Origin of the sequence: Mesorhizobium sp. M7A.F.Ca.MR.176.00.0.0, assembly GCF_004023165.1 — a bacterium.
In the GTDB taxonomy this organism is placed as follows: domain Bacteria; phylum Pseudomonadota; class Alphaproteobacteria; order Rhizobiales; family Rhizobiaceae; genus Mesorhizobium.
Window position 1 is genome coordinate 33,034 of the sequence record NZ_RZTC01000021.1, and the last position, 16,661, is coordinate 49,694.

The following is a 16,661-nucleotide window of genomic DNA, read 5'->3' on the forward strand; positions in this document are numbered from 1 at the left end:
AAAGGCTCGGCAGCTTACTCTGCCGCGGCCTGCGCCGAATTCGAGCCGATATAGTTGCGGATCGTCTCGATGATGCGGTCCTGGTCGGCTTCGCTGAGATAAGGGTGCATGGGCAGGCACAGGATCCGCTTCGGCAGGTCTTCCGATACGGCAAGGCCGGTCGGCGTGCGCGGGTAGTCGCGATAAGCGACCTGGGCATGCAGCGGCTTCACGTAGTAAATGACAGACGGAATGCCCTTTTCGCCGAGATGCGCCCTCAGCCCGTCGCGCTTGGGCGTCTCGATGGCGTATTGCGCCCAGGCCGAACGGCTGCCGTCCAGATTGCGGGCGGCGGTGACGATGTCGCCAAGCCCTTCGGCATAGCGCTTTGCCACCACCTGGCGGGCGACCATCTCGTCTTCGAGGATTGCCAGCTTCTCGATCAGGATCGCCGCCTGGATCGTGTCGAGGCGTGAATTGATGCCGACGCGGACATTGTCGTACTGCGTCTCGCCCTTGCCATGGAAGGCGAAGGAGCGAAGCTGCTCGGCCAGCGCATCGTCATTGGTGAACATCGCGCCGCCGTCGCCGTAGCAGCCAAGCGGCTTGGCCGGATAGAAGCTGGTCGATCCGACATGGCCGAAAGCACCGCACATCTTGCCGTCGAGCGAACCGCCCATCGACTGGGCGGCATCCTCGATCACCATCAGCCCTTCTCGGCTGGCGATCGCCATGATCGCCTCGTAGTCGGCGGCAAGGCCAAACAGATCGACGGGAATGATTGCCTTCGGCTTCAGCCTTCCTTCCTTGTTGATCATGGCAATGGCCGCTTCGAGGCTGGCAATGTCGATGTTGTAGGTATGTGGGTCGACATCGACGAACACCGGCTCGGCCTTGGCCAGCGCCACCACTTCGGCGGTGGCGGCGAAAGTGAAGCTCGGCACGAACACGGCGTCGCCCGGGCCGACGCCGGCCGCAAACAGCGGCAACAGCAGTGCATCGGTGCCGTTGGCGCAGGCCACGACATGCTTGGTGCCGATATAGGCGGCGAGCTTGTTCTCGAATTCGGTGACTTGCGGGCCAAGAATATAACGGCCTTCGTCGACGACACGGTCGATCGCGGCCTTCAGCCGGTCGCGGATTCGTTCGCGCTGCGCGCCAAGATCGATGAACTGCATGTCGGCCTCAAAACGGGTTAGCCAGATAATCGGCCGCTGGTACCAGAGTTGCGCTTGCCGAGAAAGCCGGGCAGGCGGAGCCCAAATTGCCCAAGTGTCGCAGTCCGTTACCAGTATTTCCCGGCGAATGTCAGTCAGATGCCGGAAATCCGGGCTTCGTCGGGCGCCATCCCGCCCTTATAGCCCTGTAAAAGAGCCCTGCGAAACATAAAGTGATCGATTGGGCTCAACTTATGTTGAGCGTTGCTCAGGCGATTTCATGTCGCCAGGGTGGATTGGCGCCGGCCCGCGACACGGTCACTGCCGCCGCCTTCGCGCCGAGCGCCAGCGCCTTGTGGATGGCGTCTTTCGACAAGGCGGAAATCGCCGCCTTGGTCAGCAGGCCCTGCTCATGCAAGGAGGCGAGGATGCCGGCGTTGAAGGTATCGCCGGCGCCGACCGTGTCGACCACCTCGACCTTTTCCGGCATGACGGTGACGGCATGTTCCCTGGTATAGCCGACGGCGCCTTCGCTGCCATGGGTGACGACGATCAGCTTCGGGCCTCGGTCCAGCCAGTTGCGGATGACATCCTCGTGCGAGCCGGCTTCGCCGAACCAGTTCAGGTCTTCGTCCGACAATTTCACGATGTCGGCCATCGCCATCATCGCGCGAATGCGCCTGAGGTGCTTGGCCTTGTCCGGTATGAAGTTCGGCCGGATGTTGGGATCGAGCATCATCACTCGACTTTCATGCTCGCGCCGCATGAACTCCTCATAGGCACTGCCGGCGGGCTCCGAAATCAGGCTGATGGCACCAAACAGCATGGCTTCGATCTCGCTGCCAAGCTGCGGCAGGTCGTCGACGGTCAGCATGCGGCCGGCGGTGTTCTCGTCATAGAAAGTGTAGGTCGCCTGGCCGTTGGTGAGCTTGACGAAGGCCAGCGTCGTTGGCCGTGGTGAGGTGTGCGCATAGGTGGAGCTGACCTTGCTTGCCCCCAGCGCATCCCGGAACTGGCCGCCGAACAGATCCGACGACAGGCCCGAAAAGAAGCCTGCCGGCGCGCCGAGCCGGCCAAGCGCGATCGCCGTGTTGAACACCGCGCCGCCGACATAAGGCGCAAAGGCCGGCTCACCCGCTGTCGTCGTGCGCGGCAGCATGTCGATCAGGGCTTCGCCGCAGCAGAGGATCATGGCTTCCTGGTCTCCGGCGGATGGATCACGCCCTTGCGTATGATGATGTTGGCGTAGAGCCGCGGCTCGCTGGTCGCGACGATGGCATGCGCCGATTTGACCCGTGCATAGAAGTCGGCGCCGGCCAGCGCAACCACCTTGCGGTCCGGCGCGCGTTTGGCGCAGATCGCCTCGATCTCATGGTGGACAGGATCGGCAAGCGAGGGATCGCCTTTGACAGAGGCGCGAAACAGCGCCTCTGGAACGGCGTCGTCTACCGGCAGCACGCTCAAGATCGCGTCGAGCACCGGGATGAGATGGTGCCCGTCGGCTCGCACCAGCCGGGTGGCCTGTTGTTCGGCCGGATAGTTTCCGTCGACAAGGGCGATTTCGTCGCCATGGCCCATGGCACGCAACGTGGCCAGAAGCTCCGGACCGAGCAGCGCCGGGATTCCGATCAGCATCAGGCGCTCCTGGAAATCGTCGTCGAGCCGATCAGGAAGCGTTCGGAAAGGGGCAGGCTGGCGCCGCCGAGCGCCCGGGCGTGAATGCCGACGGTTCCCTCGCGAACGGCGGGCAGCTTCAGGCCTTCGCCGTCGATCGTGGCGATTGCCGCGATGATGGCGTCGACCAGCCGGCGGCGCACCGCCTTCGGCATCCAGCCGTCGATCACCGCCGCTTCGAAATCGATGACCGAGGATGCGGCGACGATGGCGTAGGCAAGGGCTTGCGAGGCACTGGCGATCCAGTCGTCGAGTTCGGAGCCGATCTCGCCCCAGTCTTCCGGCGATGTCCACAGATGCGAGGCCTCGACGCCGCGCGCATTGAGCGCCTTTTCGAGCATGGCGATGGACGCCACGTCGATCAGCTGGGCCGGTTTGCCGTCCGGTCCGGGTACGGGCATCGAACCCAGCGCGCCGGCATTGCCGGTCGGGCCGCCAAACAGCCGGCCATTCAGCACGATTCCGCCGCCGGCAAAGGCGCCGATGTAAAAATAGACGAAGTCACGCGCGGCACCCGCCTGGCCGAAGACGAGCTCGGCGCCGCAGGCCGAAGTCGCATCGTTCTGCAAATAGACCGGAAAATCGCATTGCGCCTGGATGTCGGCCCTGATGTCGCGGTGGCGCCATTCGTCCATGACGTCGCGCGGGGCGCCGGCGGTATCGGCCCAGTTCCACAATTCGAACGGCATGGCGATGCCGAGCCCGGCGATGCGCTTGTCCTGTGCAGGCGTCAGCTCGCCGCGCATCTGCCGCATGCCGTTGCTGACGAAGTCTACTGTCTCGCGCGGCGCCGGGTAGCGATAGGAATGCTGCAGCATCGAACGGACATGGCCAAGGAAATCGATCAGCACCAGTTCGGCGCTGCGGCGGCCGATCTTGAGACCGATGAAGAAAGCGCCTTCGGGATTGAGCGCCATCGGGATGGAGGGTTGGCCGATCTTGCCGCGCAACGGCGCCTGGCGCAGCAGAAGGCTTTCTTCCTCCAGCTCGCGCATGATGACCGAAACCGTCTGCGCCGAAAGCCCGGTCATGCGGGCGATGTCGGATTTCGCCAGGCTGCCGTGCTGGCGCACCAACGAGAGCACCAACCGCTCATTGTGGTCGCGCATGCCGCTCTGGTTGGTGCCGCGGTGAATGAGGCTGTCATTCACCTCGGGCGAACCGTGCCTCGCAATGGCGGTTTCCACCCTGTTCCTCCCGTCGTTTCCCCTCAATGCTTTTGGGCCAGAATGGGTGAATGAAGCAAGGCTGTCAATAATAAATAAGAGTGATTTAATTATTGACAGAAGCTTCGGCCTGGTGTCTGTTGAGGCAGCGTCCACGCTGGGAGAATTTCGTTGGATGCGCTGCAGGTGCCGGTTGGCCGGCATCGGAATGGTTCCACTGGGAGGAAATCGTGACCAATACAAAACTGTTGAAATCGACCGTGTTTGCCGCCGCGGCTCTGGGGTTGGTGGCGTTTGCGTCGTCCGCATCCGCGGCCGGTGTCGGTGCCTGTCTGATCACCAAGACCGACACCAATCCCTTCTTCGTCAAGATGAAGGAAGGCGCCACGGCGAAGGCCAAGGAACTCGGCGTCGACCTCAAGACCTACGCCGGCAAGATCGACGGCGACAGCGAGAGCCAGGTCGCGGCGATCGAGAGCTGCATCGCCGACGGCGCCAAGGGCATCCTGATCACTGCATCCGACACCAAGGGCATCGTGCCGACCGTGAAGAAGGCGCGCGATGCCGGCCTGCTGGTGATCGCGCTCGACACGCCGCTCGATCCGATCGACGCCGCCGACGCGACCTTTGCGACGGACAATCTCGAAGCCGGCAAGCTGATCGGTTCCTGGGCAGCCGCCACGCTCGGCGACAAGGCCAAGGACGCCAAGATCGGCTTCCTCGACCTGACGCCTTCGCAGCCGACTGTCGACGTGCTGCGCGACCAGGGCTTCATGATGGGCTACGGCATCGATGTGAAGGATCCCAACAAGATCGGCGATGAGGACGATCCCCGCATCGTCGGCCACGACGTCACCAATGGCAACGAAGAGGGCGGCCGCAAGGCGATGGAGAACCTTCTGCAGAAGGACAACACCATCAACGTCATCCACACCATCAACGAACCGGCCGCTGTCGGCGCCTATCAGGCGCTCAAGGCTGTCGGCCTCGAAAGCCAGGTGTTGATCGTTTCCGTCGACGGCGGCTGCCCCGGCGTGAAGTCGGTGGCCGAAGGTGTCATCGGCGCGACGTCGCAGCAATATCCGTTGCAGATGGCAGCACTCGGCATCGAGGCGATCGCTGCTTTCGCCAAGGACGGAACCAAGCCGAAGCCGACCGAAGGCAAGGACTTCTTCGATACCGGCGTCAACCTGGTGACCGACAAGCCGGCCACCGGCGTGAAGTCCATCGACACCAAGGAAGGCCTCGCCAAATGCTGGGGCTGATGCCGGTCTGACAGGCATCTACCGAACCTGGGCGGTCGGGGCTTGATCCCCGGCCGCTTCGGGTGGACGATGGCTCGCGTGACCGCGAACAATCCCGGCAGCAGACCGGAAAGGCGTGGACTGGCGTCGGCGTTTGGCTGAAGCCTATGGGGAGTAAACATGGCTCAAGCTCAGGAATTCGAGAAGGTTCTCTCGAGCAGCGACACCAGCGTTGCTGCTTTTGACGAGCACAAATCGGCCGTCAAGCGCATCCAGCATTTCCTGCATTCGACGCCGGCCGCGGTGCCGCTGATCGTCCTGGTTCTGGCGATCATCGTTTTCGGCATCACCATCGGTGGCCGGTTCTTTTCGTCCTACACGCTGACGCTTATCCTGCAGCAGATCGCCATTATCGGCATTCTGGGTGCTGCGCAGACGCTGGTCATCCTGACCGCGGGCATCGACCTGTCGATTGGCGTGATCATGGTGATTTCAGCGGTGATCATGGGCAATTGCGCCGTCAGCTACGGTATGCCGAGCGCGCTCGCCGTGGCGATCGGGCTTGCCGCCGGCGCGGCATGCGGGCTGCTTAACGGGGTGCTTGTCGCTTACATGAAGCTGCCGCCCTTCATCGTGACGCTTGGCACCTGGAACATCGTCATGGCCACGAACTTCATCTATTCGGCCAACGAGACGATCCGCGACACCGATGTCGACACCCAGGCGCCGCTGCTGCATCTCTTTGCCATCAGCTTCAAGGTCGGCACGGCGGTGCTGACGCTCGGCGTCATTGCCACGGTCGTGCTCGTGATGATCCTCTGGTACGTGCTAAATCACACGGCATGGGGCCGCCATGTCTACGCCGTTGGCGATGATCAGGAGGCGGCGAAGCTGTCGGGCATCCAGACCAAGAAGGTGCTGATGACGGTCTACACCCTTGCCGGGCTGATCGCCGCTTTCGCTGCCTGGGTCTCCATCGGCCGCAACGGCTCGATCTCGCCGTCGGCTGCCGTCACCGACTACAATCTCCAGGCGATCACCGCGACGGTGATCGGCGGTATTTCCCTGTTCGGCGGACGCGGCTCGATCCTGGGCACGCTGTTCGGCGCGATGATCGTCGGCGTCGTCTCCATGGGCCTCAACATGCTGGGCGCCGATCCGCAATGGAAGGTGCTGCTCACCGGTGTGCTGATCATCGGCGCCGTGGCGGTCGACCAATGGATCAGAAAGGTTTCGGCATGACCATGACCCAGGAACCCATTCTTACCGCGCGTGGCCTGGTCAAGCGCTACGGCCGCGTCACCGCCCTCGACAACGCCGACTTCGACCTCTACCCCGGCGAAATCCTTGCTGTCATCGGTGACAATGGCGCCGGCAAATCGTCGCTCATCAAGGCGATTTCCGGCGCTGCCGTGCCCGATGAAGGCGAGATCCGGCTCGAAGGAAAACCCGTCTCCTTCAAATCGCCGATGGAGGCCCGCGAAGCCGGCATCGAGACCGTCTACCAGAACCTGGCGCTGTCGCCGGCGCTGTCAATCGCCGACAACATGTTCCTTGGCCGCGAAATCCGTAAACCGGGTTTTCTGGGCGATTGGCTTCGCATGCTCGATCGCCCGGCGATGGAAAAGCGCGCCCGCGACAAGCTTACCGAACTTGGCCTGATGACCATCCAGAACATCAGCCAGGCTGTGGAGACGCTCTCGGGCGGCCAAAGGCAGGGCGTTGCCGTGGCGCGTGCGGCCGCCTTTGGCAGTCGTGTGGTGATCATGGACGAGCCGACGGCCGCCCTTGGCGTCAAGGAAAGCCGCCGCGTGCTCGAGTTGATCCTCGACGTCAAGAAGCGCGGCCTCCCGATCGTGCTGATCTCGCATAACATGCCGCATGTCTTCGAAGTGGCCGATCGCATTCACATCCATCGGCTGGGCCGTCGCCTCGCCGTCATCGACCCCAAGCAATATACGATGTCCGACGCCGTCGCCTTCATGACAGGAGCCAAGGCCCCGCCGGAGGCGGCGCTGGCGGCTTGATACATCTCGCCCAAGTGGCTGGCGCATGGCGACAACGGCAAGCACGGAACAGGGATTTGAAGCGCGGCGCGCGGGCCGTCTTGGCGCGTCACCCTTCAGAATTGCCAAATTGCCGCAGGGGGCAAGCCGGATCGAACCTGTTTAAATCGATTGAATATATGGCGGTATCAGCTAGCATGGGCTGGGAGGAGCGATGAAAGCCGGTATGATCATGGCAACCGCACGAGAGGCATCATGACGAGCGCGATGACATCCGAACCCCTTCCTCCACTGCTCGAAAATCCTGACCCAAAGACACTCGCACGTGAAGTCTTGGTTGCCCTCAAATACAGGGTCGGCAAGGACACCACCGTTGCGACCCAGTACGACTGGCTGACCGCCTCGATCAAGGTCGTGCGCGACCGGATCGTCGATCACTGGATGCAGGCGACGAGAGAGGCTTACGACCAGAAGGAAAAGCGCGTCTATTATCTGTCGCTGGAATTCCTCATCGGCCGCCTGATGCGCGATGCCTTCTCCAATCTGGGCCTGATGGACAACATGCGCGAGGCGCTGTCCTCTCTCGGTGTCGATCTCGACTTGATTGCAGCACTCGAGCCCGATGCGGCGCTCGGCAATGGCGGCCTCGGCCGGCTCGCGGCCTGCTTCATGGAAAGCATGGCGACCGTCGACATTCCGGCGCATGGCTACGGCATCCGCTATGCCAATGGCATGTTCCGGCAGGAGATTCACGACGGCTGGCAGGTCGAACTGCCAGAGACCTGGCTTGATCACGGTAACCCGTGGGAATTCGAACGTCGCGAACGCTCCTTCGAGGTTGGTTTCGGCGGTTCGGTGGAATCGATCACCTCCAAGGACGGGCGCCTCGAACGCCATGTCTGGAAACCGACCGAGCATGTGCTGGCCGTCGCCTATGACACGCCCGTCGTCGGCTGGCGGGCCAATCGCGTCAACACGCTGCGGCTCTGGTCGGGCATGCCGATCGATCCGATCCTGCTCGACAAATTCAATGCCGGCGACCACATCGGCGCGCTCGCCGAAAGCAACAAGGCCGATGCCTTGTCGCGCGTGCTCTATCCCGCCGATTCCCACAAGGCCGGGCAGGAACTGCGGCTTCGGCAGGAGTATTTCTTCTCTACCGCCTCGCTGCAGGACATCGTGCAGCGCCATCTGAGCCAATATGGCGACCTGAAGTCGCTGCCCGACAAGGCGGCGATCCATCTTAATGATACTCATCCGGCCATCGCTGTGGCGGAGTTGATGCGCCTGTTGATGGACGTCCACGGCATGGACTTCGACCAGGCCTGGGATATCACCCAGCGCACCTTCGGCTACACCAACCACACACTGCTGCCCGAGGCGCTGGAAAGCTGGCCGGTGCCGCTGTTCGAGCGGCTTTTGCCGCGCCACATGCAGATCGTCTATGCCATCAACGCTGAAGTGCTTCTGGAGGCGCGTGCTTCCAACCAGTTCTCGGACGAGCAGATTGGCCGCATCTCGCTGATCCAGGAAAATGGCGACCGTCGGGTGCGCATGGGCAATCTGGCCTTTGTCGGCTCGCATTCCATCAACGGCGTTTCGGCTCTTCACACCGACCTGATGAAGGAGACGGTGTTCGCCGATCTGCACAAGCTCTATCCCGATCGTATCAACAACAAGACCAACGGCATCACGCCGCGGCGCTGGTTGATCCAATGCAATCCCGGACTGACGTCGCTCGCCCGTGAGGCGATCGGCGACCGTTTTCTCGATGACATCGACGCCATTAAGGATCTCGACGGTTTCGCCGGCGACGCCGCCTTTCGCGACAAGTTCGCCGCCGTCAAGCGCGCCAATAAGGCGCGATTGGCCAACCTCGTCGCCGACCGGCTCGGCATCAAGGTCGATCCTTCGGCGCTTTTCGACATCCAGATCAAACGCATCCACGAATACAAGCGCCAGCTTCTGAACATTCTCGAGGCGATCGCCCTCTATGACCAGATCCGCTCGCACCCCGAGCGCGACTGGATGCCGCGCGTGAAATTCTTCGGCGGCAAGGCGGCGCCCAGCTACCACAATGCCAAGCTGATCATCAAACTCGCCAACGATGTCGCAAAAGTCATCAACCGCGATCCGGCCGTGCGCGGTCTGCTGAAGGTGGTGTTCGTGCCGAATTACAATGTCAGTCTGGCCGAGATCATGATGCCGGCGGCCGACCTTTCCGAGCAGATCTCGACTGCCGGCATGGAAGCGTCGGGCACCGGCAACATGAAGTTCGCGCTCAACGGCGCGCTGACCATCGGCACGCTCGACGGTGCCAATGTCGAGATCAAGGAATGCGTCGGCGACGACAACATCTTCATCTTCGGCCTGACCACCGCCGAGGTCGCCGAGCGGCGCAACAACGGTTACGATCCGCGCGCCGTCATCGAAGGATCATCTGAGCTCGCGCAAGCGGTCGCTGCCGTCTCGTCGGGCGTCTTTTCGCCGGACGATCCGGAGCGTTACCGCGACCTCGTCAACGGCCTCTACAACAGCGACTGGTTCATGGTCGCCGCCGATTTCGACGCCTATGCCACCGCCCAGCGCGAGGTCGATGCGGTCTGGCGCAACAGTCCCGACTGGTACGCCAGGGCAATCCGCAATGTGGCGCGTGTCGGCTGGTTCTCCTCCGATCGCACGATCCGCCAATATGCGAAAGAAATCTGGAACGTGCCTGCCTGATGTGATTGCATGAGGCCGCAAACAGTGTGGTCCCGGTGGTGTGACTTGAAAGTCGGATCACACCACTAGAAACAAACACTCGGTGCCTGGGGAGGGACACTGCCTGATGAAGAAGCCGCGCGCGACCGCTGCGACAAGCGGGCCGGACGGACTGGCGGCAGCCAGCGATGTTGCGGCGATTGTTGCCGGCACGCATGGCGATCCGTTTGCCATTCTCGGTGTTCAGGAGGCTGGGAAGGGTTTTGTGGCCCGCTGCTTTGTTCCGAATGCCGAATTCGTCACCGCTTATACGCTGACCGGCACCATCGCGGGTGAATTGTCCAGGCGCGACGATGGCGGCTTTTTCGAAGGCAAGCTCTCGATCAAGAAGCGGCAACCGCTTCGCTATCACGCGCGCAATGCCGGCGGCGACTGGTGGCTGACCGATCCCTATTCGTTCGGTCCGGTGCTCGGGCCGATGGACGACTACTACATCGCCGAGGGATCGCATCTCAGGCTGTTCGACAAGCTCGGCGCCCATGTCATCGAGCACGAAGGCGCCACGGGCGTGCATTTCGCCGTCTGGGCTCCCAATGCGCGGCGTGTCTCTGTGGTCGGCGATTTCAACGAATGGGACGGCCGCCGGCACTCGATGCGGGATCGCCGCGACACCGGCATCTGGGAGGTGTTCATTCCCGATATCGGTGCCGGCCGGCCCTACAAATACGAGATCATCGGCCCCGACGGCGTCAGGCTGCCGCTGAAGGCCGATCCGTTCGCCTTAAAGTCCGAACTGCGTCCGGCCACCGCTTCGGTCGTGGCCGTGCCGCCGGCGCATGAGTGGGGCGACGAGGCGCATCGCAATTTCTGGCGCAATGCCGATCACCGGCGCGAAGCCATTTCGATCTACGAGGTCCATGCCGGCTCCTGGCAGCTTCGCGACGACGGTACGTTCCTGTCATGGGACGAACTGGCCGACCGGCTGATCCCCTATGTGGTCGAGACCGGCTTCACCCATATCGAATTCATGCCGATCTCCGAACACCCGTATGACCCGTCCTGGGGCTACCAGACGACCGGCCTCTACGCGCCATCGGCCCGCTTTGGCGATCCGGACGGCTTTGCCCGCTTCGTCGACGGCGCCCACCGTGCCGGCGTCGGCGTTATTCTCGACTGGGTGCCCGCGCATTTCCCGGTCGATGAGCACGGCCTGGCCAATTTCGATGGCACCGCGCTCTATGAACATGCCGATCCGCGCAAGGGGTTTCATCCCGACTGGAACACCGCGATCTACAATTTCGGCCGCCGCGAGGTGGTGTCGTTCCTGGTCAACAATGCGTTGTTCTGGGCCGAGAAATACCATGTCGACGGTCTTCGCGTCGATGCGGTCGCCTCGATGCTGTACCTCGACTATTCGCGCAAGGCCGGCGAATGGATCCCCAACGAGAAAGGCGGCCGCGAGAATCTCGAGGCGGTCAGCTTCCTGCAGAAGATGAACAAGGAGGTCTACGGCCACCATCCGGGCGTGATGACCATCGCCGAGGAATCGACCTCTTGGCCGAAGGTCTCGGCACCGGTGCATGAAGGCGGGCTGGGCTTCGGCTTCAAGTGGAATATGGGCTTCATGCACGACACGCTGGAGTATTTCTCCAAGGAACCGATCTTCCGAAAACACCACCACAACGACCTCACCTTCGGCCTGACCTACGCCTTTTCGGAGAATTTCGTGCTGCCGCTCTCGCACGACGAGGTTGTGCACGGCAAAGGCACGCTGCTTGGCAAGATGGCCGGCGACGACTGGCAGAAGTTTGCGACGCTGCGCGCGTACTACGCTTTCATGTGGGGCTATCCCGGCAAGAAGCTGCTTTTCATGGGGCAGGAGTTCGCGCAGCGCCGCGAATGGAGCGAGGCGCGCGCGCTCGACTGGAACCTGCTTGAATTCCGGCCGCATCGCGGCGTCTGGCAGACGGTGCGCGATCTCAACTATCTCTACCGTTCGCGCCCGGCACTGCATGGCCGTGATTGTGAGCCGGAAGGGTTTTCCTGGCTGATCGTCGATGACAGCCAGAATTCGGTTTTTGCCTGGCTGCGCAGTGCACCGGGCGGCAGCCCGGTGGCCGTCATTTCCAATTTTACGCCGGTGCCGCGTGACAATTATCGCGTGCCGTTGCCGACATCAGGCAAATGGCGTGAGATCATCAACACCGACGCTTCGGAATATGGCGGTTCCGGCAAGGGCAATGGCGGCATGGTCGAGGCGCGGGCGGAGGGAGGAAACATCTCAGCGACGATGCTTTTGCCGCCGCTGTCGACGATCATGCTTGAACTCGTTGCCGACTGAGCCATGTCGATATCGAGTAACTTGGGAGGGTAGAAATGGCAGACCTGAAACGGACCCAGCCGCTGGCGCGCGATGCCATGGCCTATGTATTGGCCGGCGGCCGTGGGAGCCGCCTCAAGGAACTGACCGACCGGCGTGCCAAGCCGGCCGTCTATTTCGGCGGCAAGACGCGCATCATCGACTTCGCGCTTTCCAACGCGCTCAATTCCGGCATTCGCCGCCTCGGTGTCGCCACTCAGTACAAGGCGCATTCGCTGATCCGCCATCTGCAGCGCGGCTGGAACTTCCTGCGCCCTGAACGAAACGAGAGTTTCGACATCCTGCCGGCCAGCCAGCGCGTCTCGGAAACGCAGTGGTATGAAGGCACCGCCGACGCCGTCTACCAGAACATCGACATCATCGAGGCCTACGGGCCCGAATACATGGTCATCCTGGCCGGCGATCACATCTACAAGATGGACTACGAGATGATGCTTCGCCAGCATGTCGATGCCAATGCCGATGTCACCGTCGGCTGCCTCGAAGTGCCGCGCATGGAAGCCACCGGCTTCGGCGTCATGCATGTCGATGCCAAGGACAACATCATCGCCTTCGTCGAAAAGCCTGCCGATCCGCCCGGCATTCCCGACAAGCCGGAGTTTGCCCTGGCCTCGATGGGCATTTACGTTTTCAAGACCAAATTCCTGATGGAGCAATTGCGCCGCGATGCGGCCGAGCCGGGCTCGAGCCGCGACTTCGGCAAGGACATCATCCCCTACATCGTCCAGCACGGTAAGGCGATCGCGCATCGCTTCGCCAAATCCTGCGTCCGCTCGACCGCCGAGAACGAGGCCTACTGGCGCGACGTCGGAACGGTCGACGCCTATTGGGAAGCCAATATCGACCTGACCGATATCACGCCCGAGCTCGATCTCTACGACCGCGACTGGCCGATCTGGACTTATGCCGAATTGAAGCCGCCGGCAAAGTTCGTGCATGACGAGGATGGCCGCCGCGGTTCGGCTGTGTCTTCGCTTGTCTCGGGCGATTGCATCGTCTCGGGGGCTTCGCTGAAAAAAAGCCTGATCTTCACCGGCGCGCGCATCAATTCCTATTCGACGCTGGAAGAAGTCGTCATGCTGCCCGACGTTCATGTCGGCCGGAACGCAAAGTTGAAGCGCGTGGTCATCGACCATGGTGTTAGGATACCGGAAGGGCTGGTGGTCGGCGAAGATCCTATTCTCGACGCCAAGCGCTTCCGCGTTTCCGAAAAGGGCATCTGCCTGGTCACGCAGGACATGATCGACAAGTTAGGGCTCTAACGCATGCAGGTTCTGTCGGTCACGCCCGAGATCTTTCCGCTGATCAAGACCGGAGGGCTTGCCGACGTGACCGGCGCGCTGCCCATCGCCTTGGCGGCCAAGGGCGTGACCGTGCGCACGCTCATCCCGGGCTTTCCGACCGTCATGGCCGCCTTCAAGAAGAAGCGGGCGGTTCTGCAATATCCCTTGCTGCAGGGCGGCAAGGCCTCCGTCCATTCAGTCCAACTCGCTGGGCTCGAACTGTTCGTGCTCGATGCGCCGCATCTGTTTGACCGTCCCGGCGGTCCCTACGGCAATGCCACCGGCGTGGACTGGCCAGACAACTGGCGGCGTTTCGCGGCCTTGAGCCAGGTCGGCGGCGACATCGCCGGTGGCGCCATCTCGGGCTACCAACCCGACATCGTCCATGCCCATGACTGGCAGTCGGCGATGACCCTGGCCTACATGCGCTACGGCAAGGCAGTTGGCATTCCCTCGATGATGACCGTCCACAATCTCGCCTTCCAGGGCCAGTTCGGCGCCGGCATCTTCGGTGAACTCGGCTTGCCGGCGGCGGCGATGGCGCTCGACGGCGTCGAATATTATGGTGGTGTCGGCTTCCTCAAGGCTGGCCTGCAGGCCGCCTGGGCGATCACCACGGTCAGCCCGACCTACGCGCAGGAGATCCGCTCGGCGGAATTCGGCATGGGTCTCGACGGCCTCATCAACATGCGCTCCAGCGATCTCTATGGCATCGTCAACGGCATCGATACCGGCATCTGGGATCCGGAAACCGACAAGCATCTGGTGTCCCCCTACACGGCGAGCACACTGAAGGCGCGCGCGCCCAACAGGACTGCCGTGGAGGACCGCTTCAGCCTTGAGCGTGACGACAGCCCGATCGTCTGCGTCGTCAGCCGGCTGACCTGGCAGAAGGGGATGGACATACTGGCGCTGGTGATCGACGGCATCGTTGCCACTGGCGCGCGGCTGGCCATCCTCGGATCGGGCGATGCCGGTCTCGAAGGCGCGCTGCTTGCCGCTGCCGCCCGGCATCGCGGCCGTATCGGTGTGGTCGTCGGCTACGATGAGGGGCTGTCGCACATCATGCAGGGTGGCTGTGACGCCATCGTCATCCCCTCGCGCTTCGAACCGTGCGGGCTGACGCAGCTTTACGGCCTGCGCTATGGCTGCGTGCCGGTGGTCGCGCGCACCGGCGGCCTCGCCGATACGGTCATCGACGCCAATGAGGCCGCCGTCTCTGCCGGTGTCGCCACCGGCTTCCAGTTCGCGCCCAACAATGGCGGTGCCTTGCTGCACGCCATTAGCCGCCTCGTCGACGCCCATGCCAGTCCGACGGTCTGGGAATCGCTGCAGCGCCAGGGCATGAAGGCCGATGTGTCGTGGGACAAGAGCGCCGAAAAATATGTCGAACTCTATCGCTCGCTGCTTTCGAAAAGGGTTGCCTGAAGCATGATACGGACCGTCCCCACCAAGCCTTATTCCGACCAGAAGCCCGGCACGTCGGGCCTGCGCAAGAAGGTGCCTGTCTTTCAGCAGGAGCACTATGCCGAGAATTTCATCCAGTCGATCTTCGACGCGCTTGACGGTTTCAAGGGCAAGACCCTGGTGATTGGCGGTGACGGCCGGTTCTACAATCGCGAGGTCATCCAGAAGGCCATCGCCATGGCCGCCGCCAACGGCTTCGGCAAGGTGATGGTCGGGCAGGGCGGCATCCTGTCGACGCCAGCCGCCTCGCATGTCATCCGCAAGTACAAGACCTTTGGCGGCATCATCCTGTCGGCCAGCCATAATCCCGGCGGCCCGCATGAGGATTTCGGCATCAAGTACAATGCCGGCAATGGCGGCCCGGCGCCCGAAAAGCTGACCGACGCGATGTTCGAGAAAACCAAGACGATCTCAAGCTTCAAGATCGCCGATATCGATCCGATCGACATCGACACAACAGGCACGGTCAAGGCCGCCGGCATGACGGTCGAGATCATCGACCCGGTCGCCGACTATGCCGAACTGATGGAAAGCCTGTTCGATTTCGATGCCCTGCGCAAACTGTTCAAATCCGGCTTCCGCATGCGCTTCGACGCCATGCACGCGGTGACCGGCCCCTACGCCAAGGAGATCCTGGAAAATCGGCTCGGCGCGCCCAACGGCACCTGCCGCAATTTCAAGCCGCTGCCGGATTTCGGCGGCCATCACCCGGATCCGAACCTCGTCCATGCCAAGCACCTCTATGACGAGATGATGGGACCGGACGCGCCGGATTTCGGCGCTGCCTCGGATGGCGACGGCGACCGCAATCTGATCATCGGCAAGGGCATTTTCGTTACCCCGTCGGATTCAGTTGCCATGCTCGCCGCCAATGCCCGCCTGGCGCCCGGCTACAAGGCCGGTTTGAAGGGCATCGCCCGCTCGATGCCGACCAGTGGCGCTGCCGACCGCGTCGCTGAAAAACTCGGCATCGCCCTCTATGAGACGCCGACCGGCTGGAAGTTCTTCGGCAATCTGCTGGATGCCGACATGGCGACGATCTGCGGCGAGGAGAGTGCGGGCACCGGCTCCAACCATGTCCGCGAAAAGGACGGCCTATGGGCGGTGCTTTTGTGGCTCAACATCCTTGCCGCGCGCGGCGAAAGCTGCAAGCAGATCGTCACTGAGCACTGGGCGACCTACGGTCGCAACTACTATTCGCGGCACGATTATGAAGAGGTTGAGAGCGACCGCGCCAACGCATTGGTCGACGAACTGCGCGCCAAGCTCGGCGCGCTGCCGGGTACCAGCGTGCGCGGCATGAAAATCGCCAGCGCGGACGATTTTGCCTATCGCGATCCGGTCGACGGTTCGATCAGCGAGCATCAGGGCATCAGGGTGCTGTTCGAAGGTGGTTCGCGGGTCGTCTTCCGCCTCTCCGGCACCGGCACGTCGGGCGCGACGCTGCGCGTCTACATCGAACGTTACGAGCCGGACAAATCGAGGCACGACCTCGACACCCAGGCCGCCCTTGCCGATCTGATAGCCGCAGCCGATGATATTGCCGGGATTCACAGCCATACCGGCCGCCCCAAGCCAAGCGTGATTACTTGAGGGTGGCGG

Annotated in this window: 12 protein-coding genes; 8 read left to right on the plus strand and 4 right to left on the minus strand. The window is 62.5% G+C overall.

Annotated features, from left to right (window positions below):
- Nucleotides 1-14: 14 nt before the first annotated feature.
- The 4 genes from EOB59_RS09925 to EOB59_RS09940 all read right to left on the minus strand — a co-directional run bounded on the left by EOB59_RS09925 (nt 15) and on the right by EOB59_RS09940 (nt 3,997).
- Nucleotides 15-1,157, minus strand: coding sequence for a DegT/DnrJ/EryC1/StrS aminotransferase family protein (locus EOB59_RS09925; RefSeq protein WP_127810963.1), 1,143 nt, complete (start codon nt 1,155-1,157; stop codon nt 15-17).
- Between the two features lie 247 nt (nt 1,158-1,404).
- On the minus strand, nt 1,405-2,328 hold the full coding sequence (locus EOB59_RS09930) for a carbohydrate kinase (protein WP_127810962.1): 924 nt from the start codon (nt 2,326-2,328) through the stop codon (nt 1,405-1,407).
- Nucleotides 2,325-2,771 (minus strand): RbsD/FucU domain-containing protein, encoded by a 447-nt coding sequence (locus tag EOB59_RS09935; RefSeq protein WP_127396452.1) that lies wholly within the window; start codon nt 2,769-2,771, stop codon nt 2,325-2,327. The genes EOB59_RS09930 and EOB59_RS09935 overlap by 4 nt, the downstream gene beginning before the upstream one ends.
- Nucleotides 2,771-3,997 (minus strand): ROK family transcriptional regulator, encoded by a 1,227-nt coding sequence (locus EOB59_RS09940; protein WP_127810961.1) that lies wholly within the window; start codon nt 3,995-3,997, stop codon nt 2,771-2,773. Before EOB59_RS09940 ends, EOB59_RS09935 begins: the two co-directional genes overlap by 1 nt.
- A gap of 227 nt (nt 3,998-4,224) precedes the next feature.
- On the opposite strand from EOB59_RS09940, the gene EOB59_RS09945 reads away from it, so the two are divergent.
- From EOB59_RS09945 to EOB59_RS09980, 8 genes are all read left to right on the plus strand, one after another.
- Nucleotides 4,225-5,241, plus strand: coding sequence for a sugar ABC transporter substrate-binding protein (locus tag EOB59_RS09945; RefSeq protein WP_164874014.1), 1,017 nt, complete (start codon nt 4,225-4,227; stop codon nt 5,239-5,241).
- 159 nt (nt 5,242-5,400) lie between these two features.
- Complete coding sequence (locus EOB59_RS09950) at nt 5,401-6,462, plus strand: ABC transporter permease (RefSeq protein WP_127269995.1); 1,062 nt, start codon at nt 5,401-5,403, stop codon at nt 6,460-6,462.
- Nucleotides 6,463-6,464: 2 nt separating this feature from the next.
- Entirely contained in the window at nt 6,465-7,247 is a 783-nt protein-coding gene (locus EOB59_RS09955) for an ATP-binding cassette domain-containing protein (protein WP_164762554.1), read from the plus strand.
- 234 nt (nt 7,248-7,481) lie between these two features.
- A complete protein-coding gene (locus tag EOB59_RS09960) occupies nt 7,482-9,950 on the plus strand; it encodes a glycogen/starch/alpha-glucan phosphorylase (RefSeq protein ID WP_128288271.1) in 2,469 nt (822 codons plus the stop codon).
- Between the two features lie 106 nt (nt 9,951-10,056).
- On the plus strand, nt 10,057-12,270 hold the full coding sequence (gene glgB, locus EOB59_RS09965; RefSeq protein ID WP_127397875.1) for a 1,4-alpha-glucan branching protein GlgB: 2,214 nt from the start codon (nt 10,057-10,059) through the stop codon (nt 12,268-12,270).
- A 35-nt stretch (nt 12,271-12,305) separates the two neighbouring features.
- Nucleotides 12,306-13,571, plus strand: coding sequence for a glucose-1-phosphate adenylyltransferase (gene glgC / locus EOB59_RS09970; protein WP_127810959.1), 1,266 nt, complete (start codon nt 12,306-12,308; stop codon nt 13,569-13,571).
- Between the two features lie 3 nt (nt 13,572-13,574).
- On the plus strand, nt 13,575-15,020 hold the full coding sequence (gene glgA, locus EOB59_RS09975) for a glycogen synthase GlgA (RefSeq protein ID WP_127327162.1): 1,446 nt from the start codon (nt 13,575-13,577) through the stop codon (nt 15,018-15,020).
- 3 nt (nt 15,021-15,023) lie between these two features.
- Entirely contained in the window at nt 15,024-16,652 is a 1,629-nt protein-coding gene (locus EOB59_RS09980; protein WP_127398063.1) for an alpha-D-glucose phosphate-specific phosphoglucomutase, read from the plus strand.
- The last annotated feature ends 9 nt before the right edge of the window (nt 16,653-16,661 follow it).

What these genes read in the sequence shown, in the direction of transcription:
- EOB59_RS09925 (WP_127810963.1), bottom strand. Translation starts at nt 1,157, where the DNA reads ATGCAGTTCATCGATCTTGGCGCGCAGCGCGAACGAATCCGCGACCGG.
- EOB59_RS09930 (WP_127810962.1), bottom strand. Translation starts at nt 2,328, where the DNA reads ATGATCCTCTGCTGCGGCGAAGCCCTGATCGACATGCTGCCGCGCACG.
- EOB59_RS09935 (WP_127396452.1), bottom strand. Translation starts at nt 2,771, where the DNA reads ATGCTGATCGGAATCCCGGCGCTGCTCGGTCCGGAGCTTCTGGCCACG.
- EOB59_RS09950 (WP_127269995.1), top strand. Translation starts at nt 5,401, where the DNA reads ATGGCTCAAGCTCAGGAATTCGAGAAGGTTCTCTCGAGCAGCGACACC.
- EOB59_RS09955 (WP_164762554.1), top strand. Translation starts at nt 6,465, where the DNA reads ATGACCCAGGAACCCATTCTTACCGCGCGTGGCCTGGTCAAGCGCTAC.
- EOB59_RS09960 (WP_128288271.1), top strand. Translation starts at nt 7,482, where the DNA reads ATGACGAGCGCGATGACATCCGAACCCCTTCCTCCACTGCTCGAAAAT.
- glgB (WP_127397875.1), top strand. Translation starts at nt 10,057, where the DNA reads ATGAAGAAGCCGCGCGCGACCGCTGCGACAAGCGGGCCGGACGGACTG.
- glgC (WP_127810959.1), top strand. Translation starts at nt 12,306, where the DNA reads ATGGCAGACCTGAAACGGACCCAGCCGCTGGCGCGCGATGCCATGGCC.
- glgA (WP_127327162.1), top strand. Translation starts at nt 13,575, where the DNA reads ATGCAGGTTCTGTCGGTCACGCCCGAGATCTTTCCGCTGATCAAGACC.
- EOB59_RS09980 (WP_127398063.1), top strand. Translation starts at nt 15,024, where the DNA reads ATGATACGGACCGTCCCCACCAAGCCTTATTCCGACCAGAAGCCCGGC.